Origin of the sequence: Pseudomonas sp. PDM10, from assembly GCF_014852295.1 — a bacterium.
Classification (GTDB): Bacteria; Pseudomonadota; Gammaproteobacteria; order Pseudomonadales; family Pseudomonadaceae; genus Aquipseudomonas.
On the sequence record NZ_JACVBJ010000001.1, the window covers coordinates 761,658 to 785,246 of the forward strand.

At 58.8% G+C, this 23,589-nt stretch carries 21 protein-coding genes; 11 read left to right on the top strand and 10 right to left on the bottom strand.

What is annotated here, in order from left to right:
* Nucleotides 1-148 precede the first annotated feature (148 nt).
* The 5 genes from pyk to gcl all read right to left on the bottom strand — a co-directional run bounded on the left by pyk (nt 149) and on the right by gcl (nt 6,873).
* Nucleotides 149-1,564, bottom strand: coding sequence for a pyruvate kinase (gene pyk, locus IB252_RS03640; RefSeq protein WP_192406854.1), 1,416 nt, complete (start codon nt 1,562-1,564; stop codon nt 149-151).
* Nucleotides 1,554-2,834, bottom strand: a complete 1,281-nt coding sequence (locus tag IB252_RS03645) for a glycerate kinase (protein WP_192406856.1) — start codon at nt 2,832-2,834, stop codon at nt 1,554-1,556. Before IB252_RS03645 ends, pyk begins: the two co-directional genes overlap by 11 nt.
* Nucleotides 2,835-2,987: 153 nt before the next feature.
* Nucleotides 2,988-3,878, bottom strand: a complete 891-nt coding sequence (locus tag IB252_RS03650) for a 2-hydroxy-3-oxopropionate reductase (protein ID WP_074874627.1) — start codon at nt 3,876-3,878, stop codon at nt 2,988-2,990.
* A 226-nt stretch (nt 3,879-4,104) separates the two neighbouring features.
* Nucleotides 4,105-4,887 carry a hydroxypyruvate isomerase gene (gene hyi, locus IB252_RS03655; protein WP_192406858.1) on the bottom strand — a complete coding sequence of 261 codons (783 nt, stop codon included), beginning with the start codon at nt 4,885-4,887 and terminating at the stop codon, nt 4,105-4,107.
* Between the two features lie 210 nt (nt 4,888-5,097).
* Nucleotides 5,098-6,873, bottom strand: a complete 1,776-nt coding sequence (gene gcl / locus IB252_RS03660; protein ID WP_192406860.1) for a glyoxylate carboligase — start codon at nt 6,871-6,873, stop codon at nt 5,098-5,100.
* 267 nt (nt 6,874-7,140) lie between these two features.
* On the opposite strand from gcl, the gene IB252_RS03665 reads away from it, so the two are divergent.
* The gene (locus IB252_RS03665; protein WP_008145573.1) at nt 7,141-7,581 is read left to right on the top strand and encodes a GlcG/HbpS family heme-binding protein; all 441 of its coding nucleotides are present in this window, start codon (nt 7,141-7,143) and stop codon (nt 7,579-7,581) included.
* A 198-nt stretch (nt 7,582-7,779) separates the two neighbouring features.
* Nucleotides 7,780-8,238, top strand: a complete 459-nt coding sequence (locus tag IB252_RS03670) for an REP-associated tyrosine transposase (protein WP_008145574.1) — start codon at nt 7,780-7,782, stop codon at nt 8,236-8,238.
* Between the two features lie 112 nt (nt 8,239-8,350).
* Here the strand turns inward: IB252_RS03670 and IB252_RS03675 are convergent, their stop codons facing one another.
* Nucleotides 8,351-8,959, bottom strand: coding sequence for a TetR/AcrR family transcriptional regulator (locus tag IB252_RS03675; protein ID WP_111451918.1), 609 nt, complete (start codon nt 8,957-8,959; stop codon nt 8,351-8,353).
* A gap of 135 nt (nt 8,960-9,094) precedes the next feature.
* On the opposite strand from IB252_RS03675, the gene IB252_RS03680 reads away from it, so the two are divergent.
* Nucleotides 9,095-10,009: a DUF808 domain-containing protein gene (locus IB252_RS03680; RefSeq protein ID WP_192406862.1), complete on the top strand. Its 915-nt coding sequence runs from the start codon at nt 9,095-9,097 to the stop codon at nt 10,007-10,009.
* Nucleotides 10,010-10,185: 176 nt separating this feature from the next.
* Here IB252_RS03680 and IB252_RS03685 read toward each other — a convergent pair whose 3' ends face one another.
* Both IB252_RS03685 and IB252_RS03690 read right to left on the bottom strand, forming a co-directional pair.
* On the bottom strand, nt 10,186-10,974 hold the full coding sequence (locus IB252_RS03685) for a VacJ family lipoprotein (RefSeq protein WP_192406864.1): 789 nt from the start codon (nt 10,972-10,974) through the stop codon (nt 10,186-10,188).
* Complete coding sequence (locus tag IB252_RS03690; RefSeq protein WP_008145579.1) at nt 10,967-12,265, bottom strand: hypothetical protein; 1,299 nt, start codon at nt 12,263-12,265, stop codon at nt 10,967-10,969. The genes IB252_RS03685 and IB252_RS03690 overlap by 8 nt, the downstream gene beginning before the upstream one ends.
* Nucleotides 12,266-12,489: 224 nt before the next feature.
* Between IB252_RS03690 and IB252_RS03695 the strand changes: the two genes are divergently transcribed.
* Nucleotides 12,490-12,858 (top strand): hypothetical protein, encoded by a 369-nt coding sequence (locus IB252_RS03695; protein WP_095127736.1) that lies wholly within the window; start codon nt 12,490-12,492, stop codon nt 12,856-12,858.
* 121 nt (nt 12,859-12,979) lie between these two features.
* Here the strand turns inward: IB252_RS03695 and IB252_RS03700 are convergent, their stop codons facing one another.
* Nucleotides 12,980-14,575, bottom strand: coding sequence for a beta (1-6) glucans synthase (locus tag IB252_RS03700; protein ID WP_192406866.1), 1,596 nt, complete (start codon nt 14,573-14,575; stop codon nt 12,980-12,982).
* 286 nt (nt 14,576-14,861) lie between these two features.
* Here IB252_RS03700 and IB252_RS03705 point away from each other — a divergent pair, with 286 nt between their 5' ends.
* From IB252_RS03705 to IB252_RS03715, 3 genes are all read left to right on the top strand, one after another.
* On the top strand, nt 14,862-15,713 hold the full coding sequence (locus IB252_RS03705) for a glycine betaine ABC transporter substrate-binding protein (RefSeq protein WP_008148577.1): 852 nt from the start codon (nt 14,862-14,864) through the stop codon (nt 15,711-15,713).
* Between the two features lie 294 nt (nt 15,714-16,007).
* A complete protein-coding gene (locus IB252_RS03710; RefSeq protein ID WP_017337238.1) occupies nt 16,008-16,319 on the top strand; it encodes a DUF485 domain-containing protein in 312 nt (103 codons plus the stop codon).
* Nucleotides 16,316-17,974, top strand: a complete 1,659-nt coding sequence (locus tag IB252_RS03715) for a cation acetate symporter (protein WP_192406867.1) — start codon at nt 16,316-16,318, stop codon at nt 17,972-17,974. The genes IB252_RS03710 and IB252_RS03715 overlap by 4 nt, the downstream gene beginning before the upstream one ends.
* Nucleotides 17,975-18,693: 719 nt before the next feature.
* On the opposite strand, the gene gltA is transcribed toward IB252_RS03715, so the two are convergent.
* Entirely contained in the window at nt 18,694-19,983 is a 1,290-nt protein-coding gene (gltA, locus tag IB252_RS03720) for a citrate synthase (RefSeq protein WP_008148584.1), read from the bottom strand.
* A 363-nt stretch (nt 19,984-20,346) separates the two neighbouring features.
* Here gltA and sdhC point away from each other — a divergent pair, with 363 nt between their 5' ends.
* From sdhC to IB252_RS03740, 4 genes are read left to right on the top strand one after another with little or no spacing between them, the layout of a single operon-like run.
* Nucleotides 20,347-20,721: a succinate dehydrogenase, cytochrome b556 subunit gene (gene sdhC, locus IB252_RS03725; RefSeq protein WP_111450758.1), complete on the top strand. Its 375-nt coding sequence runs from the start codon at nt 20,347-20,349 to the stop codon at nt 20,719-20,721.
* On the top strand, nt 20,715-21,083 hold the full coding sequence (sdhD, locus tag IB252_RS03730) for a succinate dehydrogenase, hydrophobic membrane anchor protein (protein ID WP_027922414.1): 369 nt from the start codon (nt 20,715-20,717) through the stop codon (nt 21,081-21,083). The genes sdhC and sdhD overlap by 7 nt, the downstream gene beginning before the upstream one ends.
* Nucleotides 21,084-21,086: 3 nt before the next feature.
* Complete coding sequence (gene sdhA, locus IB252_RS03735) at nt 21,087-22,862, top strand: succinate dehydrogenase flavoprotein subunit (protein WP_046048042.1); 1,776 nt, start codon at nt 21,087-21,089, stop codon at nt 22,860-22,862.
* A gap of 11 nt (nt 22,863-22,873) precedes the next feature.
* The gene (locus tag IB252_RS03740) at nt 22,874-23,578 is read left to right on the top strand and encodes a succinate dehydrogenase iron-sulfur subunit (RefSeq protein ID WP_111450757.1); all 705 of its coding nucleotides are present in this window, start codon (nt 22,874-22,876) and stop codon (nt 23,576-23,578) included.
* The last annotated feature ends 11 nt before the right edge of the window (nt 23,579-23,589 follow it).

Here is a 23,589-nt window from a genome sequence, read left to right on the forward strand (position 1 = left end):
GACAAAGGGAGCGAGTCGTCGAGCGCGACCCCGGCTGATCGCCAGCAGGCTGGCTCCCACACTGAATCTCAGTTCAGTATTGATTCTGTGATCGACACAAAACCAATGTGGGAGCCAGCCTGCTGGCGATGAGGCCGGTATGGGCGCTCTAGATCAACGTCTCGATACGCAAGGAGTTAGTCGACCCCGGCTGCCCAAACGGCACACCCGCGGTGATCAATAAGGTGTCGCCACGTTTGGCCATGCCCTGCGCCTGGGCAATCTCCAGCGCCGTCGAGCACACCTCATCCACCTGCCGCAGCCGATCATTGACCACCGAGTGCACGCCCCAGGCCACCGTCAACCGGCGAGCGGTCTGCAGGTTCGGCGTCAGGTTGAGGATCGGCACCGTTGGCCGCTCCCGCGCAGCACGCAAACTCGAGGTGCCGGATTCGCTGTAATTCACCAGGACCGCCACCGGCAGCACATTGCTGATGCGACGAATCGCGCAGCTGATCGCATCGGAAACAGTCGCGTCAGCCTTGGGTCGGCTGACGTCCAGTTGCGCCTGATAGTCCGGACCATTTTCCACCTGACGAATGATCTTGCTCATCATCTGCACGGCTTCCAGCGGGTACTCACCGGACGCTGTTTCCGCCGACAGCATCACCGCATCCGCACCTTCGGCCACGGCGTTGGCAACATCGGTCACCTCGGCACGGGTCGGGGCAGGGGAGAAGCGCATCGACTCGAGCATCTGCGTCGCCACCACCACCGGTTTGCCGAGCTGACGGCAGATGGTGATGATGTTTTTCTGAATCTGCGGCACGCTTTCGGCCGGCACTTCCACGCCCAGGTCACCGCGAGCGACCATGATCGCATCGCTCAATTCGGCGATCTCGCGCAGTTGCGTCACGGCCGAAGGCTTCTCGATCTTGGCCATCAAAAACGCTTTGTCGCCGATCAGTTCGCGCGCCTCGCGGATGTCTTCCGGGCGCTGCACAAACGACAGCGCGACCCAGTCCACACCCAGCTCCAGACCGAAGCTCAAATCGCGACGGTCCTTGGCGGTCAGCGGGCTCAGTTCCAGCACCGCTTGCGGTACGTTCACGCCTTTGCGATCCGAGAGTTCGCCGCCATTGAGTACGGTGGTGTCGATGGCGTCGGCGTACTTTGTCACCACGCGAAGGCGCAGCTTGCCGTCATCCAGTAGCAGGTCCATGCCCGGTTCGAGTGCGGCGATGATTTCCGGGTGAGGCAAGTTGACCCGGCGCTCATCCCCCGGCGTCGGGTCCAGATCCAGGCGAAGCGCCTGACCGCGATGCAGTTGCACCTTGCCTTCGGCGAACTTGCCGACCCGCAGTTTCGGGCCTTGCAGGTCCATCAGAATGCCCAGCGGATAATTCAGCTGGCGCTCGACTTCACGAATCCACTGATAGCGCTGAGCGTGGTCGGCGTGATCGCCGTGGCTGAAGTTCAGGCGAAAGATGTTGACCCCGGCCTGCACCAGCTCACGGATGTCGTCGATCCCGTGAGTGGCAGGACCGAGGGTGGCGAGGATTTTAACCTTCTTGTCAGGCGTCATTTTTAGGGCTCTCGAGAATCAGGATGGCACGGAAGTCGTTGACGTTGGTGCGGGTCGGTTCAGTGACGATCAGCGCGTCCAGCGCCTCGAAATAGCCGTAGCCATTGTTGTTGTCCAACTCGTCGCTGGCGCTCAGGCCGAGGGCGGCGGCGCGGGCGTAGCTGTCCGGGGTCATGATTGCGCCGGCATTGTCTTCGGAACCGTCGATGCCATCGGTGTCGCCGGCCAGCGCGTAGACGCCGGGCAGGCCTTTGAGGCTGTCGGTCAGGCTCAGCAGGAATTCGGCGTTGCGTCCGCCACGGCCATTGCCGCGTACGGTGACCGTGGTTTCACCGCCCGAGAGGATCACGCAGGGCGCCGCCAATGGCTGACCGTGCAGCACGACCTGACGGGCGATGCCGGCGTGAACCTTGGCCACTTCGCGAGATTCGCCTTCCAGGTCGCCGAGGATCAGCGGGCTGAAACCGGCCTGACGCGCTTTCACCGCAGCGGCTTCAAGCGACTGTTGTGGGCGGGCGATGAGTTGGAAGTGACTGCGCGCCAGGCTCGGGTCGCCGGGTTTGACCGTCTCTGATTCCGGGTTCTGCAGCCAGTTGCGCACCGAGGCCGGGACTTCAATGGCGTAACGCTTGAGGATCGCCAGGGCTTCGCCGGAAGTGCTCGGGTCGGCCACGGTGGGGCCGGAGGCGATGACCGTGGCGAGGTCGCCCGGTACATCGGAAATCGCATAGGTATAAACAGTGGCAGGCCAGCAGGCTTTGCCGAGGCGGCCGCCCTTGATCGCGGAGAGGTGCTTGCGCACGCAATTCATCTCGCCGATGGTGGCGCCGGATTTGAGCAGGGCTTTGTTGATCGATTGCTTGTCGGCCAGGGTGATGCCGGCCGCGGGCAACGCCAGCAGGGCAGAGCCGCCGCCCGAGAGCAGGAAGATCACACGGTCGTCTTCGGTCAGGTTGCTGACCAGTTCCAGCACGCGTTTGGCCACGGCCAGACCGGCAGCATCAGGCACCGGGTGAGCGGCTTCGACCACTTCGATTTTTTCACACGGGGCGCCGTGACCGTAACGCGTCACCACTAAACCTGATACTTCACCCTGCCAGCAACGCTCCACCACTTGAGCCATGGCCGCGGCGGCTTTGCCGGCGCCGATGACGATCACCCGACCGCTGCGGTCTTTGGGCAAATGGGCTTCGAGGACTTGCTGCGGATGGGCCGCGTCGATGGCTGTGGCAAACAGCTCGCGCAGGAATTGTTGCGGATTGACCGACATGGCGGGCTCCCGGATTTCTTGTTATTGGAGGGTGGAGCACCCCGGATCCTTGTGGGAGCCAGCCTGCTGGCGATTCAGGCGCCGGGGTCTATCAGACACACCGCGTCGATTTCATCGCCAGCAGGCTGGCTCCCACAGGTCAGGCAGGGCTTGCTACTTATCGCGAATCGAGAAATTCGCCATGTGTTCCAGGCCCTTGATCAGCGCCGAGTGGTCCCAGTTGCTGCCGCCGATGGCCGCGCAGGTGCTGAACACTTGCTGGGTGTTGGCGGTGTTCGGCAGGTTGATGCCCAGCTCGCGCGCGCCGGCCAGGGCCAGGTTCAGGTCCTTCTGGTGCAGGCTGATGCGGAAGCCTGGATCGAAAGTGCCTTTGATCATACGTTCGCCGTGCACTTCGAGGATCTTCGAGGACGCGAAGCCACCCATCAGTGCTTCACGCACCTTGGCCGGATCGGCACCGTTTTTCGAAGCAAACAGCAGGGCTTCGGCCACGGCCTGAATGTTCAGCGCCACGATGATCTGGTTCGCCACTTTGGCGGTTTGACCGTCGCCGTTGCCGCCGACCAGGGTGATGTTCTTGCCCATCGCCTGGAACAGTGGCAGAACGCGTTCGAAGGCATCGGCCTCGCCGCCGACCATGATGCTCAGGGTCGCAGCCTTGGCGCCGACTTCACCGCCGGACACTGGCGCGTCGAGGTACTGAGCACCTTTTTCGTTGATTTTGGCGGCGAAGGCTTTGGTGGCGGTTGGCGAGATCGAGCTCATGTCGATCACGACTTTGCCTTTGCCAACACCGGCCGCAACACCGTCGGCGCGGAACAGCACGTCATCGACCTGCGGGGTATCCGGCACCATGACGATGATGAATTCAGCCTCTTGCGCGACTTCTTTCGGGTTCGCCAGGGCGACGGCGCCACCGGCAATCAGGTCAGCAGGCGCAGCGTCGTGATGCGCCGACAGGAACAGGCTGTGACCGGCTTTCTGCAGGTTCAACGCCATTGGGTGGCCCATGATGCCGGTGCCGATAAATCCGATTTTAGCCATGAGAAAATCCTCTTGTTTTTGTGTTGCTCCCGGCTCTGGACCGATGAGCTCTTTGTGGCGAGGGGATTCATCCCCGTTGGGCAGCGAAGCTGCCCCAAATTTGTTTTCGCTGTGATTCAGGTAGAGCGCATGTGCCGGTTTTACGACTGCTTCGCAGCCGAACGGGGCGGTGCGACGATTCGATGAATCCCCTCACCACAAAAGCCCGCTCCCACAGGGATCTGCGTCAGATTGCGTTATGGGTTTTGAGCCAGCCCAAACCCGCTTCAGTGGTGGTCAGCGGCTTATATTCGCAACCAACCCAACCTTGATAACCGATGCGGTCCAGGTGTTCGAACAGGAAGCGGTAGTTGATCTCACCGGTGCCCGGTTCGTTGCGCCCTGGGTTATCGGCCAACTGGATGTGGTTGATCTCGCCCAGGTGCGCAGCCATGGTGCGGGCCAGGTCGCCCTCCATGATTTGCATGTGGTAGATGTCGTATTGCAGGAACAGGTTGGCGCTGCCGACCTGTTCGCGAATCGACAGGGCTTGCGCGGTGTTGTTCAGGTAGAAACCCGGGATGTCGCGGGTGTTGATCGCTTCCATCACCAGTTTGATGCCCGCCGCTTGCAGCTTGTCGGCCGCGTACTTGAGGTTGCTGACGAAGGTTTTTTCCACGGTGGCATCGTCGACGCCTTGTGGACGAATACCGGCCAGGCAGTTGACCTGGGTATTGCCCAACACTTTCGCGTAAGCAATCGCCAGGTCGACACCGGCGCGGAACTCTTCAACCCGGTCCGGCAGGCACGCGATACCGCGTTCGCCCTTGGCCCAGTCACCGGCCGGCAGGTTGAACAGCACCTGGGTCAAGCCATTGGCATCGAGCTTGGCTTTGATCTCGGCGGAGCTGAAGTCGTAAGGGAACAGGTATTCGACACCACTGAAGCCGGCCTTGGCGGCAGCTTCAAAACGGGCAAGAAAATCCTGCTCGGTGAACAGCATGGACAGGTTGGCTGCGAAACGCGGCATGGTGGTCTCCTGTAAATATGTGCAGATCCCCTGTGGGAGCGAGCTGTGTGGTGAGGGGATTTATCCCCGTTAGGGCGCGAAGCGGCCTCAAACCTGAAAACCGCGGCGTATCAGGTACACCGCACACAATGGTTTACGACTGCTTCGCAGCCGAACGGGGATAAATCCCCTCACCACACAGCTCGCTCCCACAGGGAGAGCGGTCAGCAATTAGTCGAGCAACGAAATCGCGGTTGGCGCATCGTTGCCGACCAGCGCCAGGTCTTCGAATTCGTTGACGGCGTTGATCTCGGTGCCCATGGAAATGTTGGTCACACGCTCCAGAATAATCTCGACGATCACCGGCACCTTGAACTCTTCGATCAGCTCCTGAGCCCTGCGCAGGGCAGGCTGGATCTGACTCGGTTCGAATACACGCAGCGCCTTGCAGCCCAGGCCTTCAGCGACCGCGACGTGGTCGACACCGTAACCGTTGAGTTCTGGAGCGTTCAGGTTGTCGAAAGACAGCTGCACGCAGTAGTCCATGTCGAAACCGCGCTGAGCCTGACGAATCAGCCCCAGGTACGAGTTGTTCACCACCACGTGGATGTACGGCAGCTTGAACTGCGCGCCCACCGCCAACTCTTCGATCATGAACTGAAAGTCATAGTCGCCCGACAACGCCACAACCTTGCGGGTCGGATCAGCCTTGACCACGCCCAGCGCTGCCGGAATGGTCCAGCCCAACGGGCCGGCCTGACCGCAGTTGATCCAGTGACGCGGTTTGTAGACGTGCAGGAACTGCGCGCCGGCAATCTGCGACAGACCGATGGTGCTGACGTAGCACGTGTCCTTGCCGAACACCTGGTTCATCTCTTCGTAAACGCGCTGCGGCTTGACCGGCACGTTGTCGAAGTGAGTCTTGCGCTGCAGGCTGGACTTGCGCTGCTGGCAGTCTTGCAGCCAGGCACTGCGGTTTTTCAGCTTGCCAGCGGCTTGCCATTCGCGAGCGACTTCGATGAACACGGTCAGCGCGGCTGCGGCGTCGGAAACGATGCCCAGGTCCGGGGTGAACACGCGGCCGATCTGGGTCGGTTCGATATCAACGTGAATGAACTTGCGGCCTTCGGTGTAAACGTCGATCGAACCGGTGTGACGGTTGGCCCAGCGGTTACCGACACCCAGCACCAGGTCGGATTTGAGCATCGTCGCGTTGCCGTAGCGGTGCGAGGTTTGCAGACCGACCATGCCGACCATCAACGGGTGATCGTCTGGAATGGTGCCCCAGCCCATCAGGGTCGGGACCACCGGAATACCGGTCAGCTCGGCGAATTCCACCAGCAACTCGCTGGCGTCGGCATTGATGATGCCGCCACCGGCCACCAGCAACGGACGCTCGGCCTGATCGAGCATGGCCAGGGCCTTCTCGATTTGCACGCGGTTAGCGGTTGGCTTGGCCAGCGGCAGTGGTTCATAGGCGTCGATGTCGAATTCGATTTCAGCCATCTGCACGTCGAACGGCAGATCGATCAGCACCGGGCCTGGACGGCCGGAGCGCATTTCGTAGAAGGCTTTCTGGAACGCGTAAGGCACCTGACCCGGTTCCATGACGGTGGTTGCCCACTTGGTCACTGGCTTGACGATCGAGGTGATGTCGACAGCCTGGAAGTCTTCCTTGTGCATACGGGCGCGGGGCGCCTGGCCGGTAATGCAAAGAATCGGGATCGAGTCGGCCGAGGCGCTGTAGAGCCCGGTGACCATGTCGGTACCGGCAGGTCCCGAAGTGCCAATGCACACGCCGATGTTGCCGGCCTTGGTGCGGGTGTAGCCCTCGGCCATGTGCGAGGCGCCTTCAACGTGGCGAGCGAGGACGTGATCGATGCCACCGACTTTCTGCAAGGCGGAGTACAGCGGGTTGATCGCGGCGCCCGGGATGCCAAAAGCGGTATCAACCCCTTCACGGCGCATCACCAGAATGGCGGCTTCGATTGCTCTCATTTTGCTCATGGTTTTGGTGCCTCTTACGTTTTGTAATTGTATACAAGTGGCTTTGCGCAGAGTGTATTCACGGCGGACGGCGCAGGTCAATCCATTTTCTCAAGCGGCCGTTTCATTCGTCGGAAGCCCAATCTACTGTGGCTTTTCGTCGCATGTGGCGTTTTTCGAGAATTATTGTATACAAAAAAATAATTCATTGTGTTCTATTTGTTGCATCGGACTTCGGAACAAAATGCAGTCCAGCAGCTTTCCCTATAACAAAATGAGGACGGCACCATGAGCGCTTTAACCTTGAAAGTCGCAGTCAACCTGGCCAATCAGGCTATCTCCGCAGGGCGTGCAATCTCGGCGGCTCCTTTGACCATTGCAGTACTGGATGCGGGTGGACACCTGGTCACCCTGCAGCGTGAAGACGGCGCCAGCCTGCTGCGGCCGCAGATCGCCATCGGCAAAGCCTGGGGCGCCATCGCCCTGGGCAAAGGCTCACGCCTGCTGGCGCTGGACGCACAACAACGACCGGCGTTTATCGCCGCTTTGAACAGTCTGGGGCAGGGCAGCGTCGTCCCGGCACCGGGTGGGGTGTTGATTCGGGATCAGGATGGGAACGTGCTGGGGGCTGTTGGTATCAGCGGTGATCTTTCTGATGTTGATGAGCAATGTGCGATCAACGCAATCGAGGCGCTGGGGTTGCGGGCGGATGCGGGGGTGACTGCTTGATTAATGGGTGATTGATACACCGCTATCGCCAGCAGGCTGGCTCCCACAGTTTATCTCTGACACTCAGATAATCCCCTGTGGGAGCCTGCCTGCTGGCGATAGCGGCCAACCAGACACATCCTGCCAAAAATCCGCCCCCGCCTTTCGGTTATCACAAGGCTAGGCTCTTTTTGATTTCATCATGAAAAGGGCAAAGGAATGCCGGATTTACCTGCTTCAAACCGTTTGCGCATCGGCCGCTACGCCGAGCAAAGCCGCATCTATCTGTTAACGACAAACACACTCGACCGAGAACCTGTTTTCAAGGACTTCACCTTGGGCAGATTAGTCGTCTCGCAATTTCGCGCTGCGCAGGACCAAGGTTGTGCAAACTCACTGGCCTGGGTCGTCATGCCGGATCATTTTCATTGGCTGATCGAGTTGCAGCAGGGCTCGCTGGCTGGACTGATGCAAAGGACCAAATCATTGAGTACCAAGGCAGTGAATCTGTCTACCGGTCGTGGCGTCAGTCTTTGGCAGCGAGGTTTTCATGATCGAGCGCTGCGTCGTGAAGAGGATTTGGTAAAAGTCGCTCGGTATGTTGTGGCTAATCCATTGCGGGCCGGGTTGGTAGGACGGCTTGGCGACTATCCGCTGTGGGATGCGATCTGGGTTTGATCCAAAACCGAGTCGTCCCCTATCGCCAGCAGGCTGGCTCCCACAGGTGGATTATCTGAGTGTCAGAGATCCACTGTGGGAGCCAGCCTGCTGGCGATAGGCGCACTGCGGTCTATCGGTCAGGCTCACACCCCTTGAGCACCAACCGGATAATCGTCTGCGCCGCCGCTTCATAGTCGGCCTCATCGAGCTTGGCCTTTCCGGTCACCGCAGAAATCTGCCAGTCGAAGTCGGCATAGGTCTGGGTCGCGGCCCAGATGCTGAACATCAGGTGGTTGGGGTCGATCGGGGCGATCTGGCTGCGGTCGATCCAGGTCTGGATGCAGTCGATGTTGTGCTTGGCCTGGCCGTTGAGCCGTTCAACCAGATCGGCGCTCAGGTGCGGCGCGCCGTGCATGATTTCGCTGGCGAACACCTTGGAGGCGAAGGGCAGGTCGCGGGAGATGCGGATTTTCGAGCGAATGTAGCCGCTCAGCACTTCACTGGGCACGCCGTCGGCGTTGAACGGTGTCGAGGCCTGCAGAATCGGTTCGATGATGCTTTCCAGGACCTCGCGGTAGAGGTTTTCCTTGGATTTGAAGTAGTAGTAGACGTTGGGCTTGGGCAATCCCGCCTTGGCTGCGATGTCACTGGTTTTGGTCGCAGCGAAGCCCTTGTCGGCAAATTCTTCACTGGCGGCACGCAGGATCAGTTGTTTGTTGCGCTCGCGGATAGTGCTCATAAACCAAGGGGTTCCTTGCCTGTTCTGGCGGTTGCGCATGGTAGCACCGGCCTCGCGCGGCGCTCAAGAATGCCCCGCGGCACGTTAGGCCGCGCTATGCTGCGCGGCATTCATTATTCGAAGGAAGCCTGATTCATGGCAGGAAGCAGTTTGCTGTTGCTGATCGACGACATTGCCGCGGTACTCGACGACGTGGCATTGATGACCAAAATGGCCGCCAAGAAGACCGCCGGCGTGCTCGGTGACGATCTGGCGCTCAACGCCCAGCAGGTTTCCGGCGTGCGTGCCGAGCGGGAAATCCCGGTGGTATGGGCGGTGGCCAAGGGCTCGTTTCTCAACAAGCTGATCCTGGTGCCCTCGGCATTGGCCATTAGCGCGTTCATTCCGTGGCTGGTCACGCCGCTATTGATGGTCGGTGGCGCCTATCTGTGTTTCGAAGGTTTCGAGAAGCTGGCCCACAAATTCCTGCACAGCAAGGCTGAAGATCAAGCCGAACATGCTGAGCTGGTCGAGGCCGTAGCCAATCCGGCGGTCGATCTGGTGGCGTTCGAGCAGGACAAGATCAAAGGCGCCATCCGCACCGACTTCATTCTGTCGGCGGAAATCATCGCAATTACCCTGGGGACCGTGGCAGATGCCTCGCTGACCCAGCAAGTCATCGTGCTTTCGGGCATTGCCATCGTCATGACCATCGGCGTGTATGGCCTGGTGGCCGGCATCGTCAAGCTCGACGACCTCGGTTTGTGGCTGACCCAGAAGCCTGGGCAGATGGCCAAAAGTATCGGCGCCGGGATTCTGCGTGCGGCGCCGTACATGATGAAAAGCCTGTCGGTGATCGGCACGGCGGCGATGTTCCTGGTGGGTGGCGGGATTCTCACCCACGGTGTGCCGGTGGTTCATCACTGGATTGAGAGCGTCAGCGCAGGGGCGGGCGGTGCCGGGTTTATCGTGCCGACGTTGCTGAATGCGGTGGCGGGGATTGTCGCGGGTGCGGTGGTGTTGGCCGGCGTCATGGTTGTCAGCAAGCTCTGGCGCTCAATTAAAGGCTGAAGCTGTCCAACTGTGGGAGCGAGCCTGCTCGCGATAGCGGTGAGTCAGTCAGTAAAGATTTTGACTGTGCTGACCTCATCGCGAGCAGGCTCGCTCCCACAGGGGATTTGTGGTGCGGCGAGTATGTAAAAAGGCCATTCGATTCGCATTGAATGGCCTTTTTTGTTGCCGATGACTTACTCGGCGATCTGCAACTTTCGCGACTCGGTGTAGACGTAGCGCACTTTCTCGTACTCGAATGGCGAGTTCAGCTGGCCATAGCGGAAGCTGTTCTGGTGGCGCTTGTCGATGCCACGCAGGACCCAGATTTCCGGGTGGTTTTCGCTGACATCGGAGACGTTCAGGAAGTTGATCGCCGACTCTGCGGTGAAATCGACCGCCAGGCCCCCGGTGTCGCGGATGTTCGAAGGGCCGAGGATCGGCAACACGAAGTAAGCGCCGCCCGGCACGCCGTAGAAGCCCAGCGTCTGGCCGAAGTCTTCGCTCTGGCGCGGCAGACCCATGGCGGTGGCCGGGTCCCACAGGCCGGCGATGCCCACGGTGGTGTTGAGCAGCAGGCGTGCGGTGGTTTCCATCGAACGCTGCCCCTTGAACTGCAGCAAGCTGTTCAACAGGTTCGGCACATCACCGAGGTTATTGAAGAAGTTGCTGACACCGGTGCGCAGGAAACTTGGCGTGATGTAGCGATAGCCATTGACCACCGGCAGGAACACCCATTGGTCGAAACGGTAATTGAAGTGGTAGACGCGGCGGTTCCACTCTTCCAGCGGGTCGTAGACGGCCAGCGCGCTAAGCGTCGAGCGTTCGAACTCGCGCTGATCCAGCCCCGGGTTGAATTTGAGTTTGCTCAGCGGCTCCTTGAAGCCGTCACTGTCAATCACAACCGGTGCGTTGGCTTTGCTGTTGTCGGCATTGGCGACGCCTGCGCAGAGTATCGCTGCGATAAGCAGGAGGTATTTAGCCACGGAAGAACTCCAGCATGGCGTCGCTGTTGACGCGGTAATTAAGGTTGCCGCAATGGCCGCCCAGTGGATAAACGGTTAAACGATCGCCAAAAGTCTTGCGCAGGAACCCAAGGTCGCCAGGGCCGAGAATCACGTCGTCGGCGTTGTGCATGACGGCGATTTTCGGGCTGTCGTGCAGGTAATCCTTGAGCGCGTACAAACTGACCTGGTCGATCAGTTGCAGCAGGCTGCCGCCGTCGGTGCGGGCGCGCCACATCGGGATGACCTGTTCGGTGATGTAACAGTCGAAATCGCACTGCAGCGCGCGTTTCAGGAACGGCGTGAGGGTGGTGCCTTCGGTGATCGGGTATTTCGGGGGAGTGATCAGACCGCGGCGGTTGATCAGGTCCGAGGTGAAGGCAATGTCGGCTGCCGAGAAGCGGAACGAAGTGCCGATCAGCATGGCCATCTGTTCGTTGCTCAGGTGCTGCTTGGACTGCTGGAAGTCGTAGAGCAGGGCATCGTTGAGGTCGATGTAGCCTTTCTGCTGGAAGTAGCGAGTCAGTTTGTTCAGCACCAGCTCATAGAACGTTGTGCTGTTGTTGATGCCCTTGACCTCGGTCTGGACCAGCTTGTCGAGGTTGGTGATCGAGGTGTAGAGGTTGACCGGTGGGTTGAGCAGCAAGACTTTCTTGAAGTTGAAGCTGCGGCGGGTTTCATCCAGGTGCGCGACGAACGCCGCATCCAGTGCGCCCAGGCTGTAGCCGGTCAGGTAGTAATCGGTAACGTCCACATGCGGGTTTTGTGCCCGCACGGCCTGCATCACCCGGTACATGTCTTCGGCGTCTTCCTTGGTGATGCCGGGTGTGGCAAAGCGTGAGGCGGCGCTCATGAAGTCGAAGCTGGTGGGCGACGACAGTTGCACCACGTGGTAGCCGGCCTTGTAGTAGAGCTTCTTCAGGTATTCGTTAAGGCTGCTGTCATAGCGCGCGCCGGTGCCGGCGATCAGGAAAATCAGCGGAGCGGCTTTATCCTGGGTGGCGATGCGATAGGTGAGTTTCTTCACCGGCCAGAAGTTGTCCGGCAAATCGAATTCACGCTCCGGGCGTAACCTGACGCTGCGGGTTTCCTGATTGATGTCATCGTCCAGCGGCAAGTCCGGACGCAGGTCCGGCGGTGTCGTCGCGATGGTCGCCTCGAACGGGTTGGTCAAAGGGTAGCCATAACTGGCGGCGTCGATGTCCGCCGCCAGTGCGGACGCACTCAAAATAAGGCCGCCAAACAGGGCGGCGAAGCGCAAGGAACGGAGCATGACTAGATCCCTTAGAGAAAGGTGCCAAATGAAGTTCGCAGGCTATGACCACGGGGTTTGCGCCAAAGTGCCATGGGTCGGCACCAATCAGGGCTAATTTCGGAGTAATAGTAGCTGGACGATACACTTTGCAGCGATTTGGTGGCCAATTATCTGTCACATGCGTTTGCTTAGCGCTGGCGGGGGATTAAGCTGGCCGCCGTTTTCGTTTATTGGAGTGTTTCATGTCCCGCCGTCTGCCTGTGATTCTGCTGCTCGTTCTCCTGCCGTTATGGCTGGCCGCCAGTTATGGCGCGCGTTATGGCTTTATGGAGGATGCTCAATGGGTCGGCATCTGCGTGGACGAAGCGAGCCGCTGGGAATGCCAGGTTCGTTCGAGCCTGGGCTTGATGATTCACTTCAATGTCTTGGGCTTCGCGGCATTGGCGGCAGCCGTAATCGGGTTTGTGCTGCCGGGCCGGGCCGGGTGGTGGTTGGCGGTGCTGGCGCTGGTGTTCGGGTTTCCGGCGTTGGCGTTGTACAACACGACGCTGGCTGTTTTTGCGGTGGTGATTGCTGGATTGCGTCTGGTCCGGGCGTCACGTAGCGCCTGATAGATCGAATCGCGGGCAAGCCTTGCTCCTACAATATCGTGCTGTTCACAGATGATGCGGCCGACGAAAGTCGGTAGGAGCAAGGCTTGCCCGCGATGAGGCCGGCAAGCTCGCTGAAAGGTTAAGCCCTGCGAGCCCGCAAACTGCGCCACAACGCTGCAACCATCAACACACTCACCAGCGCCCAACCCCAGGCCTGCTGATTCTGCAAGCCTTCACGATAAAGCTGCGGCGCAATGCCGGCACCGATGATGAAGGTCAGCAGGGCAATCTCCCGGCGCGGCACACTCACCGGGCGGCACAGATAAACCAGCGCCGGCAGGATGAACGCGACACTCGGGAAACTGCGATAACGCGGGTCGAACACCAGCTCCAGCATCGTCACCGCAGCGGCAAACCCGGCCGCCGCCAGCAACCAGCCCGCCCGACGTTCCAATGCATTGAACGCGCGTCCGCGCCAGCCGGTGCGAGCGCTCAGGGTCAGTGCCGCATGGGCCAGCACCAACACATTCAGCGCTGTCAGCAAAGCGACCCACAACCACTCACTGGTAAACCGCGTAGTGACACGGGCCAGGTCGCCCCAGGCGCCAATCGAGCAAGCGGCCAGCGCACCGAGCAGCGGTAGAACCAGCGCTGCGCGAGTGCTGCGGACACGGCCGCCGAGGATTAACGTGCCAAGGAAAATCAAACAACCCACCACCAGCCACTGCGTCCAGTAAGGCACGTTCGACACCGGACCGGCGAGCACGCCCTTATCCTGGCGATCGGCATCGAACAGCCCCCAGTAACCACCGACCGCACCTTCGCTGGCGCGTTTCCACGGCTGGTCGAAGGCTTCGATCAGGTTGTAATGCCAGCCTTGCTGCTCCGCCATGATGACAAAAGCGCGAATGAACTTGGCTTCATTGACCCGGCTCGGCAGGGCGGTTTCACGCTGACGGCCTTCGCTGGGCCAGCCGGTTTCGCCAATCATCACGTCCTTGGGTGCGAACTTGTTGCCGAACACCTGACGTACCTCGGCCACATGCTGCAGGGCGGCGTCGATATTCGACGGGTCATCTTCCCAGTACGGCAACAAATGGATGGTCAGGTAATCCACCGCAGGGGCGATTTCCGGGTGCTTGAGCCAGAACTCCCAGACGTCGGCGTAAGTGACAGGTTGTTTGACCTGGCTTTTGACTTTGTTAATGAGTTTTGCCAGTTGCGCGCCAGTGACTTCCTTGCGCAACAGGGTTTCGTTGCCGACGATTACCGAGGTCACCACGTCCGCGTTGGCGTTGGCCGAGGCGATCAGCAGGTCGACTTCCTTGGCGGTGTCAACCGGGTTGCTGTTGACCCAGGCGCCGATCATCAGTTTCAGCCCGTGCTTGCGCGCCAGGTCGGGCAAGGCCTCGAGGCCGGTCATGGAATAGGTGCGGATGCATTCGAAGCTTTTGGCCAGCAGCGCGAGGTCGGCGTCCATGCGCTCGGGGCGCAGCTTGAACGGCTGATCGAACGGCGATTGGTCCTTGTCGAACGGGGTGTAGGAGGCGCATTGCAGCTTGTGCGTCGCGCTGGCCACATCCGGCAGCACCACCGGTTTACCGAGGCCATACCAGAAGCCACCCAGGGCAAAAAGCCCCAGCAGGCAGGCGAATAGATAAGCAAAAAAAGGAAAGCGGGATGTCGCGGGCATGGTCAGGCCGTCTGGGAGCAAAGCCGCGCATGTTACCTTCATTTGCCGCGTGCTTGGTGGCCTGCATACTTTTGACATGCAAAGTTTGGGCGGATTGGCGGGCAGACTTCCGGTGGTCTAAATTAATGGCGTTCTGATGTCGTTTCTCGATGCCTTGAGGTCGCTGGCAGAGAAGGTCGCCATTGTCTTGAGGTTGATTATCGAGACGTCAGTACTCCGCTGATGTTCGGATGAGTTTGCGGTGGGCGTGATGGGGGCGCTGTGCACCATAACAATACGTTGACGCGACTCGGCATCCGTCGAGCGCAGCACTTTCGGGGAAGTAACGATGAAGATGCGACGACTCTTGGGCGCAGGTGCCGCTTTGGTGCTGGCGATCAGTTCTACTGTGGCCAGCGCTGAAGGCAAGGCAGTGACTATCGGTTATGTTGACGGCTGGTCGGACAGTGTCGCCACGACCAACGTGGCCGCTGAAGTGATCAGGCAGAAACTCGGTTATGACGTGAAACTGCAAGCGGTCGCCACCGGGATCATGTGGCAGGGTGTGGCCACAGGCAAACTCGATGCCATGATGTCTGCGTGGCTGCCTGTGACTCATGGTGAATACTGGACCAAGAACAAGGATCAAGTCGTCGATTACGGTCCGAACTTCAAGGACGCAAGAATTGGCCTGATCGTGCCCGAGTACGTCAAAGCTAAAAGTATTGCCGATCTGAAAACCGACGACAGCTTCAAAGATCGCATTGTCGGCATCGACGCTGGTTCGGGTGTGATGCTCAAGACCGAGCAGGCCATCAAGGACTACGATCTGACCGGCTATCAACTCAAGGCCAGTTCCGGCGCCGGCATGATTGCCGAGCTGACCCGTGCCGAGAAGAAAAACGAATCCATTGCTGTCACCGGTTGGGTGCCGCACTGGATGTTCGCCAAGTGGAAACTGCGCTTCCTGGACGACCCGAAAGGCGTTTATGGCGCGGCTGAAACTGTAAACAACATCGGCAGTAAAGAACTGGCTACCAAGGCTCCGGAAGTTGCCAAGTTCATGAAGAACTTCCAGTGGGCGTCGAAAGACGAAATCGGCGAAGTCATGCTGGCGATTCAGGATGGTGCCAAACCTGAAGCCGCTGCGAAGGATTGGGTCGCCAAACACCCGGAACGCGTTGCAGATTGGACTAAATGATTTGAGCTGACGCGTCTGGTCAGCACTTCTCAAGGCCGCTTGGCATAACCGCCAAGCGGCCTTTTGTTTTTCCATGTGGGAGCGAGCCTGCTCGCGATAGCGGTGTATCAGTCGATATTGATGTTGACTGATACACCGCTATCGCGAGCAGGCTCGCTCCCACAGTGTTTGATGCAGACCGGAAAATGGCATAACCGTCATGTCGTTCTAATACTAAGGTCGTCTGGAACCAGTTCCGTAGCCGCATAGAGTGGATAACGTTCCAACTTCATCTGTGCTGCGAGGATAAAAACAATGAACGACAGCATTTACCTCTCGATTCAAAACAGCCCACGCTTCAAGGAGCTGGTTAGTAAGCGAGAAAGGTTCGCCTGGATTCTTTCGGCGATCATGCTTGGGCTTTACTCCGGATTCATCCTTTTGATTGCTTACGGGCCGCATATTCTGGGGGCGAAAATCAGCCCCGAGTCTTCGATTACCTGGGGGATACCCATTGGTGTCGGGTTGATTCTCTCGGCCTTTATCCTGACTGCAATCTACGTACGACGCGCCAACGGCGAATTCGACGACCTGAACAATGCGATTCTCAAGGAGGCTCAGCAATGATCCGGCGTCTAATGGCTCTATTGAGCATCGCAGCCTTTGCACCTGGCGCCTGGGCAGGTGAAGCCCTGACCGGCGAAGTGCAAAAACAACCGCTCAACGTTTCCGCGATCCTGATGTTCGTCGCGTTCGTTGGTCTGACCCTGTGCATCACCTACTGGGCTTCCAAACGCAACAACTCGGCGGCTGACTACTATGCGGCGGGTGGCAAGATCACCGGCTTACAGAACGGTCTGGCAATCGCCGGCGACTACATGTCGGCGGCGTCCTTCCTGGGTATTTCCGCCCTGGTGTTCACTTCTGGCTACGACGGCCTGATCTACTCGATCGGGTTCCTGGTGGGCTGGCCGATCATTCTGTTCCTGATCGCCGAGCGCCTGCGTAACCTGGGTAAATACACCTTTGCCGACGTGGCGTCCTACCGCCTTGGGCAAACCCAGATCCGCACGCTGTCCGCTTGCGGTTCGCTGGTGGTGGTGGCGTTCTACCTGATCGCGCAAATGGTCGGTGCCGGCAAGCTGATCCAGCTGCTGTTCGGTCTCGACTACTACGTTGCGGTGATCCTGGTCGGTATCCTGATGTGCATGTACGTGTTGTTCGGCGGCATGCTGGCGACCACTTGGGTGCAGATCATCAAGGCCGTGTTGCTGCTGTCCGGTGCTTCGTTCATGGCGCTGATGGTCATGAAGCACGTCAACTTCGACTTCAGCTTGCTGTTCTCCGAGGCGATCAAGGTTCACCCTAAAGGTGAAGCGATCATGAGCCCGGGCGGCCTGGTGAAAGATCCGGTCTCGGCATTCTCGCTTGGCCTGGCACTGATGTTCGGTACCGCTGGCCTGCCGCACATTCTGATGCGCTTCTTCACCGTGAGTGATGCGAAAGAAGCTCGCAAGAGCGTGCTGTATGCAACCGGCTTCATCGGCTACTTCTATATTCTGACGTTCATCATCGGCTTCGGCGCGATCTTGCTGGTCAGCACTAACCCTGCCTTTAAAGATGCGGCTGGCGCGCTGTTGGGCGGCAACAACATGGCGGCGGTGCACCTGGCTAACGCGGTGGGTGGCAGTATCTTCCTGGGCTTCATCTCGGCAGTCGCGTTCGCAACCATTCTGGCTGTGGTGGCTGGTTTGACCCTGGCCGGTGCTACGGCGGTGTCTCACGACCTTTACGCCAGCGTGATCAAGAAGGGCAAAGCCAACGACAAGGACGAGATCCGCGTTTCGAAAATCACCACCGTCTGCCTGGGTGTGTTGGCAATCGGTCTGGGCATTCTGTTCGAAAGCCAGAACATCGCGTTCATGGTGGGCCTGGCGTTCTCCATCGCGGCGAGCTGTAACTTCCCGGTACTGCTGCTTTCCATGTACTGGAAGAAGTTGACCACGCGTGGTGCGATGATCGGCGGTTGGTTGGGTCTGATCAGTGCCGTTGGCTTGATGGTCCTTGGGCCAACCATTTGGGTGCAGATCCTGCATCACGAGAAGGCTATCTTCCCGTATGAGTACCCAGCACTGTTCTCCATGGCCATTGCGTTTGTCGGGATCTGGTTCTTCTCGATCACTGACAAGTCGACGGCCGGTGTTAATGAGCGTGCGTTGTTCTTCCCGCAGTTTGTTCGTTCGCAGACGGGGTTGGGGGCGAGTGGGGCGGTTGCTCACTAAGGCTTCAGACTTGGCTATATAAGCTGCGTTAAACAGAAATGCCCCGGTCGAGAGATTGGGGCATTTTTTATTGGGCGGTTATCTCCCGCTATAGGAGCATGGCTTGCCCGCGAAGGCGGCCTGACAGCCGACCTGTCTCTTTTGGGTGTACATATCCATTTGTGCAGTAACGGCGGCTTATGGTTTCGCCCTTACGGCGAGGCACTTTTTTCAAACGCCAAAAAAGTACCCAAAAAGGCTCGCCCCGAGCGTCCGGCCCCTCGCCTAGGCTCGGCGTTCCTTCGCTCCGGTGTCCATCCGGGGACACTGCCCTCCGGTCTGCTTCGCGACGACCTACATGCAGCGTGTTCGACTGCGTCGAACGGCGCTGCGCGCCACTCCCCGGATGAACACCTCCACTCAGCCTCCCGAAGGGGCGGGTAGATCAAGATCAAGATCAAGATCAAAAACCAAAGCCAAATCCAAAGAAAGATCAACAGCCACCGGGCGCTCACGCACTGATCGTTCCCACGCTCTGCGTGGGAATGCCGCCGGGGACGCTCCGCGTTCCGCTCTCGACGCCGGACTTGAGTTCTGCGCAAGGGTGACGCGGAGCGTCAGGGGATGCATTCCCACTCAGCGCGTGAGAACGATCAGGTTCATCGCACAAACAAAAACGGCCTCTATATAAATAGAGGCCGTTCCCGGTGCAACTTTAAGACGTTATCGCAAGACAGGTCTTATTTGCGGTCTTCCAGCTTGGTGATGTCACGCGACTCGTAGCCGGTGTACAGCTGGCGCGGACGGCCAATCTTGTACGGGCTGGAGAGCATTTCTTTCCAGTGGGAGATCCAGCCGACGGTCCGCGCCAAAGCGAAGATGACGGTGAACATGCTGGTTGGAATGCCGATCGCCTTGAGGATGATCCCCGAGTAGAAGTCGACGTTCGGGTACAGCGAGCGTTCGATGAAGTACGGGTCGGTCAGGGCGATCTCTTCCAGGCGCATGGCCAGTTCGAGTTGCGGATCGTTGGTAATGCCCAGTTCTTTCAGCACTTCGTCGCAGGTCTGCTTCATGACTGTTGCGCGTGGGTCGCGGTTTTTGTAAACCCGGTGACCAAAGCCCATCAGTTTGAACGGATCGTTCTTGTCCTTGGCCTTGGCGATGTACTTGTCGATGTTCGACACATCGCCAATTTCATCGAGCATGGTCAGAACAGCTTCGTTCGCGCCGCCGTGGGCAGGGCCCCACAGTGCAGCGATGCCGGCGGCGATACAGGCGAACGGGTTGGCACCCGAAGAGCCGGCCAGGCGTACGGTGGAAGTCGATGCGTTCTGCTCGTGGTCGGCATGGAGGATGAAGATCTTGTCCATGGCGTTGGCGAGTACCGGGCTGATCGGTTTGATCTCGCACGGGGTGTTGAACATCATGTGCAGGAAGTTTTCCGCGTACGTCAGGTCGTTGCGCGGGTACATCATGGGTTGCCCCATCGAGTACTTGTAAACCATCGCTGCCAGGGTGGGCATCTTTGCAACCAGGCGGATCGCGGAGATTTCGCGATGCTGCGGGTTATTGATGTCCAGGGAGTCGTGGTAGAAGGCCGAGAGGGCGCCGACTACGCCGCACATGACGGCCATCGGGTGGGCGTCGCGACGGAAGCCGTTGAAGAAGGTCTTCAGCTGCTCGTGAACCATGGTGTGGTTCTTCACGGTGCTGACGAACTGGGCCTTCTGTTCTGCGGTCGGCAATTCGCCGTTGAGCAGCAGATAGCAGGTTTCCAGGTAGTCCGACTTTTCAGCCAACTGTTCGATCGGGTAGCCGCGGTGCAGCAGGATGCCGTTGTCGCCGTCGATATAGGTGATCTTCGACTCGCAGGAAGCTGTCGACATGAAACCAGGGTCAAAGGTGAAACGGCCCGTGGCCGTCAGGCCCCGAACATCGATAACATCGGGACCAACGGTGCCGGTTAAAATGGGCAGCTCGACGGGGGCTGCGCCCTCGATGATCAACTGCGCTTTTTTGTCAGCCATGTGGCCTCCTATTTATGCTTGAAATCATCAGACAGACCCCCCACGCAGGGCCCGCACCACTATAGTGAGATAAATTTGAATGTCAATTTGCCTAAAGTCTTGCTCCAGAAGGCTTTAACCGGACTTTTTCCTCGAAATTGACTGCCATTTACGCCTTTTATACGACTTGTGCAATGAGCTATTAGGGGAAGGCGATTGCGTTGTCATTAGTAGCCTAACTGTCTATACTCGGCCTCCGACCGCCAGGGGCTTTTGGGCCTGCTTTACTGGGGGTCGCACTCCCTGGGTGGTGGGTACCTGACCAGTGCACTCCCCAACAACTTTGCCCTGATTGTTAGGGGCTCTTCAGTGTGAAAAAAAGCCGTGAATAGCCAACGACCTGTAAACCTAGACCTAAGGACCATCAAACTCCCAGTCACTGCTTACACGTCCATTCTTCACCGAATCTCCGGAATCATCCTCTTTGTCAGCCTGGCCATCATGCTTTATGCATTGGACAAGTCGCTCGACTCGGAAGAAGGCTTCGGTCAGGTGAAAGCGTGTCTGACCAGTCCGCTAGCCAAGCTAGTGACATGGGGCATCCTGTCCGCCTTGCTGTATCACTTGGTTGCCGGTGTGCGCCATTTGATGATGGACATGGGCATCGGCGAGTCGCTTGAGGGCGGCAAACTGGGCTCGAAAATCGTTATCGCCTTTTCCGTGGTGGTAATCGTTCTGGCAGGAGTTTGGATATGGTAACTAACGTCACGAACCTGTCGCGTTCGGGCCTCTATGACTGGATGGCACAACGTGTGTCTGCGGTCGTTCTCGCGGCTTATTTCATCTTCCTGATCGGATACGTCGTTGCCCATCCTGGCATCGGCTACGCCCAATGGCATGAACTGTTCGCAAGCAACTGGATGCGTATTTTCAGTCTCCTGGCCCTCGTTGCCCTAGGCGCTCACGCCTGGGTCGGCATGTGGACCATCGCGACCGACTACCTGACGCCAATGGCGTTCGGCAAGTCCGCGACTGCAATACGTTTCCTTTTCCAGGCAGTATGCGGCGTTGCGATGTTCGCGTACTTCGTCTGGGGTGTGCAGATTCTCTGGGGTATCTGATTCATGTCTACTACAGTTAATACGCTTTCGTTCGACGCCATCATTATTGGCGGCGGCGGTGCTGGTATGCGCGCTGCTCTGCAGCTGGCACAAGGTGGTCACAAGACCGCCGTAGTTACCAAGGTTTTCCCGACTCGTTCGCACACTGTATCCGCCCAGGGTGGCATCACCTGCGCCATCGCCTCGGCAGATCCGAACGATGACTGGCGCTGGCACATGTACGATACCGTCAAGGGTTCCGACTATATCGGTGACCAGGACGCTATCGAATACATGTGTTCCGTAGGCCCGGAAGCGGTCTTCGAACTCGAGCACATGGGCTTGCCGTTCTCCCGTACCGAACAAGGCCGCATCTATCAGCGCCCGTTCGGCGGTCAGTCGAAAGACTTCGGTAAAGGTGGCCAGGCTGCCCGTACGTGCGCCGCTGCCGACCGTACCGGTCACGCACTGCTGCACACCCTGTACCAGGCCAACCTGAAGGCCGGCACTGTATTCCTCAACGAATACTACGGTGTCGACCTGGTGAAGAACGAAGATGGTGCCTTTGTCGGCATGATCGTCATCTGCATCGAAACCGGCGAAACTTCCTACGTCCGCGCTAACGCCACTGTACTGGCGACTGGCGGTGCAGGTCGTATCTACTCGTCCACCACCAATGCCCTGATCAACACCGGTGACGGCGTCGGCATGGCTCTGCGTGCTGGCGTGCCGGTACAAGACATTGAAATGTGGCAGTTCCACCCGACCGGCATCGCCGGCGCCGGTGTACTGGTTACTGAAGGTTGCCGCGGTGAAGGCGGTTACCTGATCAACAAGCACGGCGAGCGTTTCATGGAGCGTTATGCTCCGAACGCCAAAGACCTGGCGGGTCGTGACGTTGTTGCCCGTTCGATGGTTAAAGAAATCATCGCCGGCAACGGTTGCGGTCCGGATGGCGACCACGTAATGCTGAAACTCGATCACCTTGGTGAAGAAGTTCTGCACAGCCGTCTGCCAGGCATCATGGAACTGTCCAAGACCTTCGCCCACGTCGATCCAGCCGTGTCGCCGATTCCGGTCGTTCCAACCTGCCACTATATGATGGGCGGCGTGCCGACCAACATCCACGGTCAGGCAATCACTCAGGATGCCGACGGCGTTGACCAGATCATCCCGGGCTTGTTCGCAGTAGGCGAAGTGGCCTGCGTATCGGTTCACGGTGCCAACCGTCTGGGCGGTAACTCGCTGCTCGACCTGGTGGTGTTCGGTCGTGCTGCCGGCCTGTTCCTGGAACAGACCCTCAAAGAAGGCGTCGACTACACCCGCGCTCGCCAGTCCGACATCGACGCTGCCCTGGCACGTCTCGATGGCCTGAACTCGCGTACCGAGGGCGAAGACGTCGCCACCCTGCGTAAAGAGCTGCAAAGCTGCATGCAGAACTACTTCGGTGTATTCCGTACCGGCGAATACATGCAGAAGGGTATTGCTCAGTTGGCTGATCTGCGTGGCCGTATCGCCAACGTCAAGATCAACGACAAGAGCCAGGCGTTCAACACCGCTCGTATCGAAGCTCTGGAACTGCAGAACCTGCTGGAAGTGGCCGAAGCTACCGCCATCGCTGCAGAGATCCGCAAAGAGTCCCGCGGCGCTCACGCCCGTGAAGACTACGAAGATCGCGACGACGAAAACTGGCTGTGCCACACCCTGTACTTCCCGGGTGACAAGCGCGTAACCAAGCGTGCTGTGAACTTCTCGCCGAAGACTGTTCCGACTTTTGAACCTAAGATTCGGACTTATTAAGGGTGGCCGCCATGTTGCAAGTCAGTGTTTATCGCTACAACCCTGATCAGGACGCTGCGCCGTTCATGCAGGAATTTACGGTCGATACCGGTGGTAAAGACCTGATGGTGCTGGACGTGCTGGCTCTGATCAAAGAGCAGGACGAAGGTTTCTCCTATCGTCGCTCTTGCCGTGAAGGTGTTTGCGGTTCCGACGGCATGAACATCAACGGCAAAAACGGTCTGGCGTGCGTCACGCCGCTGTCCGCTGTCGTAAAAGGTAACAAGCTGATCGTTCGTCCTCTGCCAGGTTTGCCGGTAATCCGTGACCTGGTCGTCGATATGAGCATCTTCTACAAGCAATACGAAAAGGTTAAGCCATACCTGCAGAACGACACGCCGGCTCCGGCCATCGAACGTCTGCAGTCCCCTGAAGAGCGTGAAAAGCTCGACGGTCTGTACGAGTGCATCCTGTGCGCTTGCTGCTCGACCTCTTGCCCGTCCTTCTGGTGGAACCCGGACAAGTTCCTGGGTCCAGCTGCTCTGCTGCAAGCGTATCGCTTCCTGGCAGACAGCCGCGACACCAAGACTGCCGAGCGTCTGGCTTCGCTGGATGACCCATTCAGCGTATTCCGCTGCCGCGGGATCATGAACTGCGTCAACGTCTGCCCGAAAGGCCTGAACCCGACTAAGGCCATCGGTCACGTACGTAACATGCTGCTGCAAAGCGGCGTGTGATTCAGCTGTAG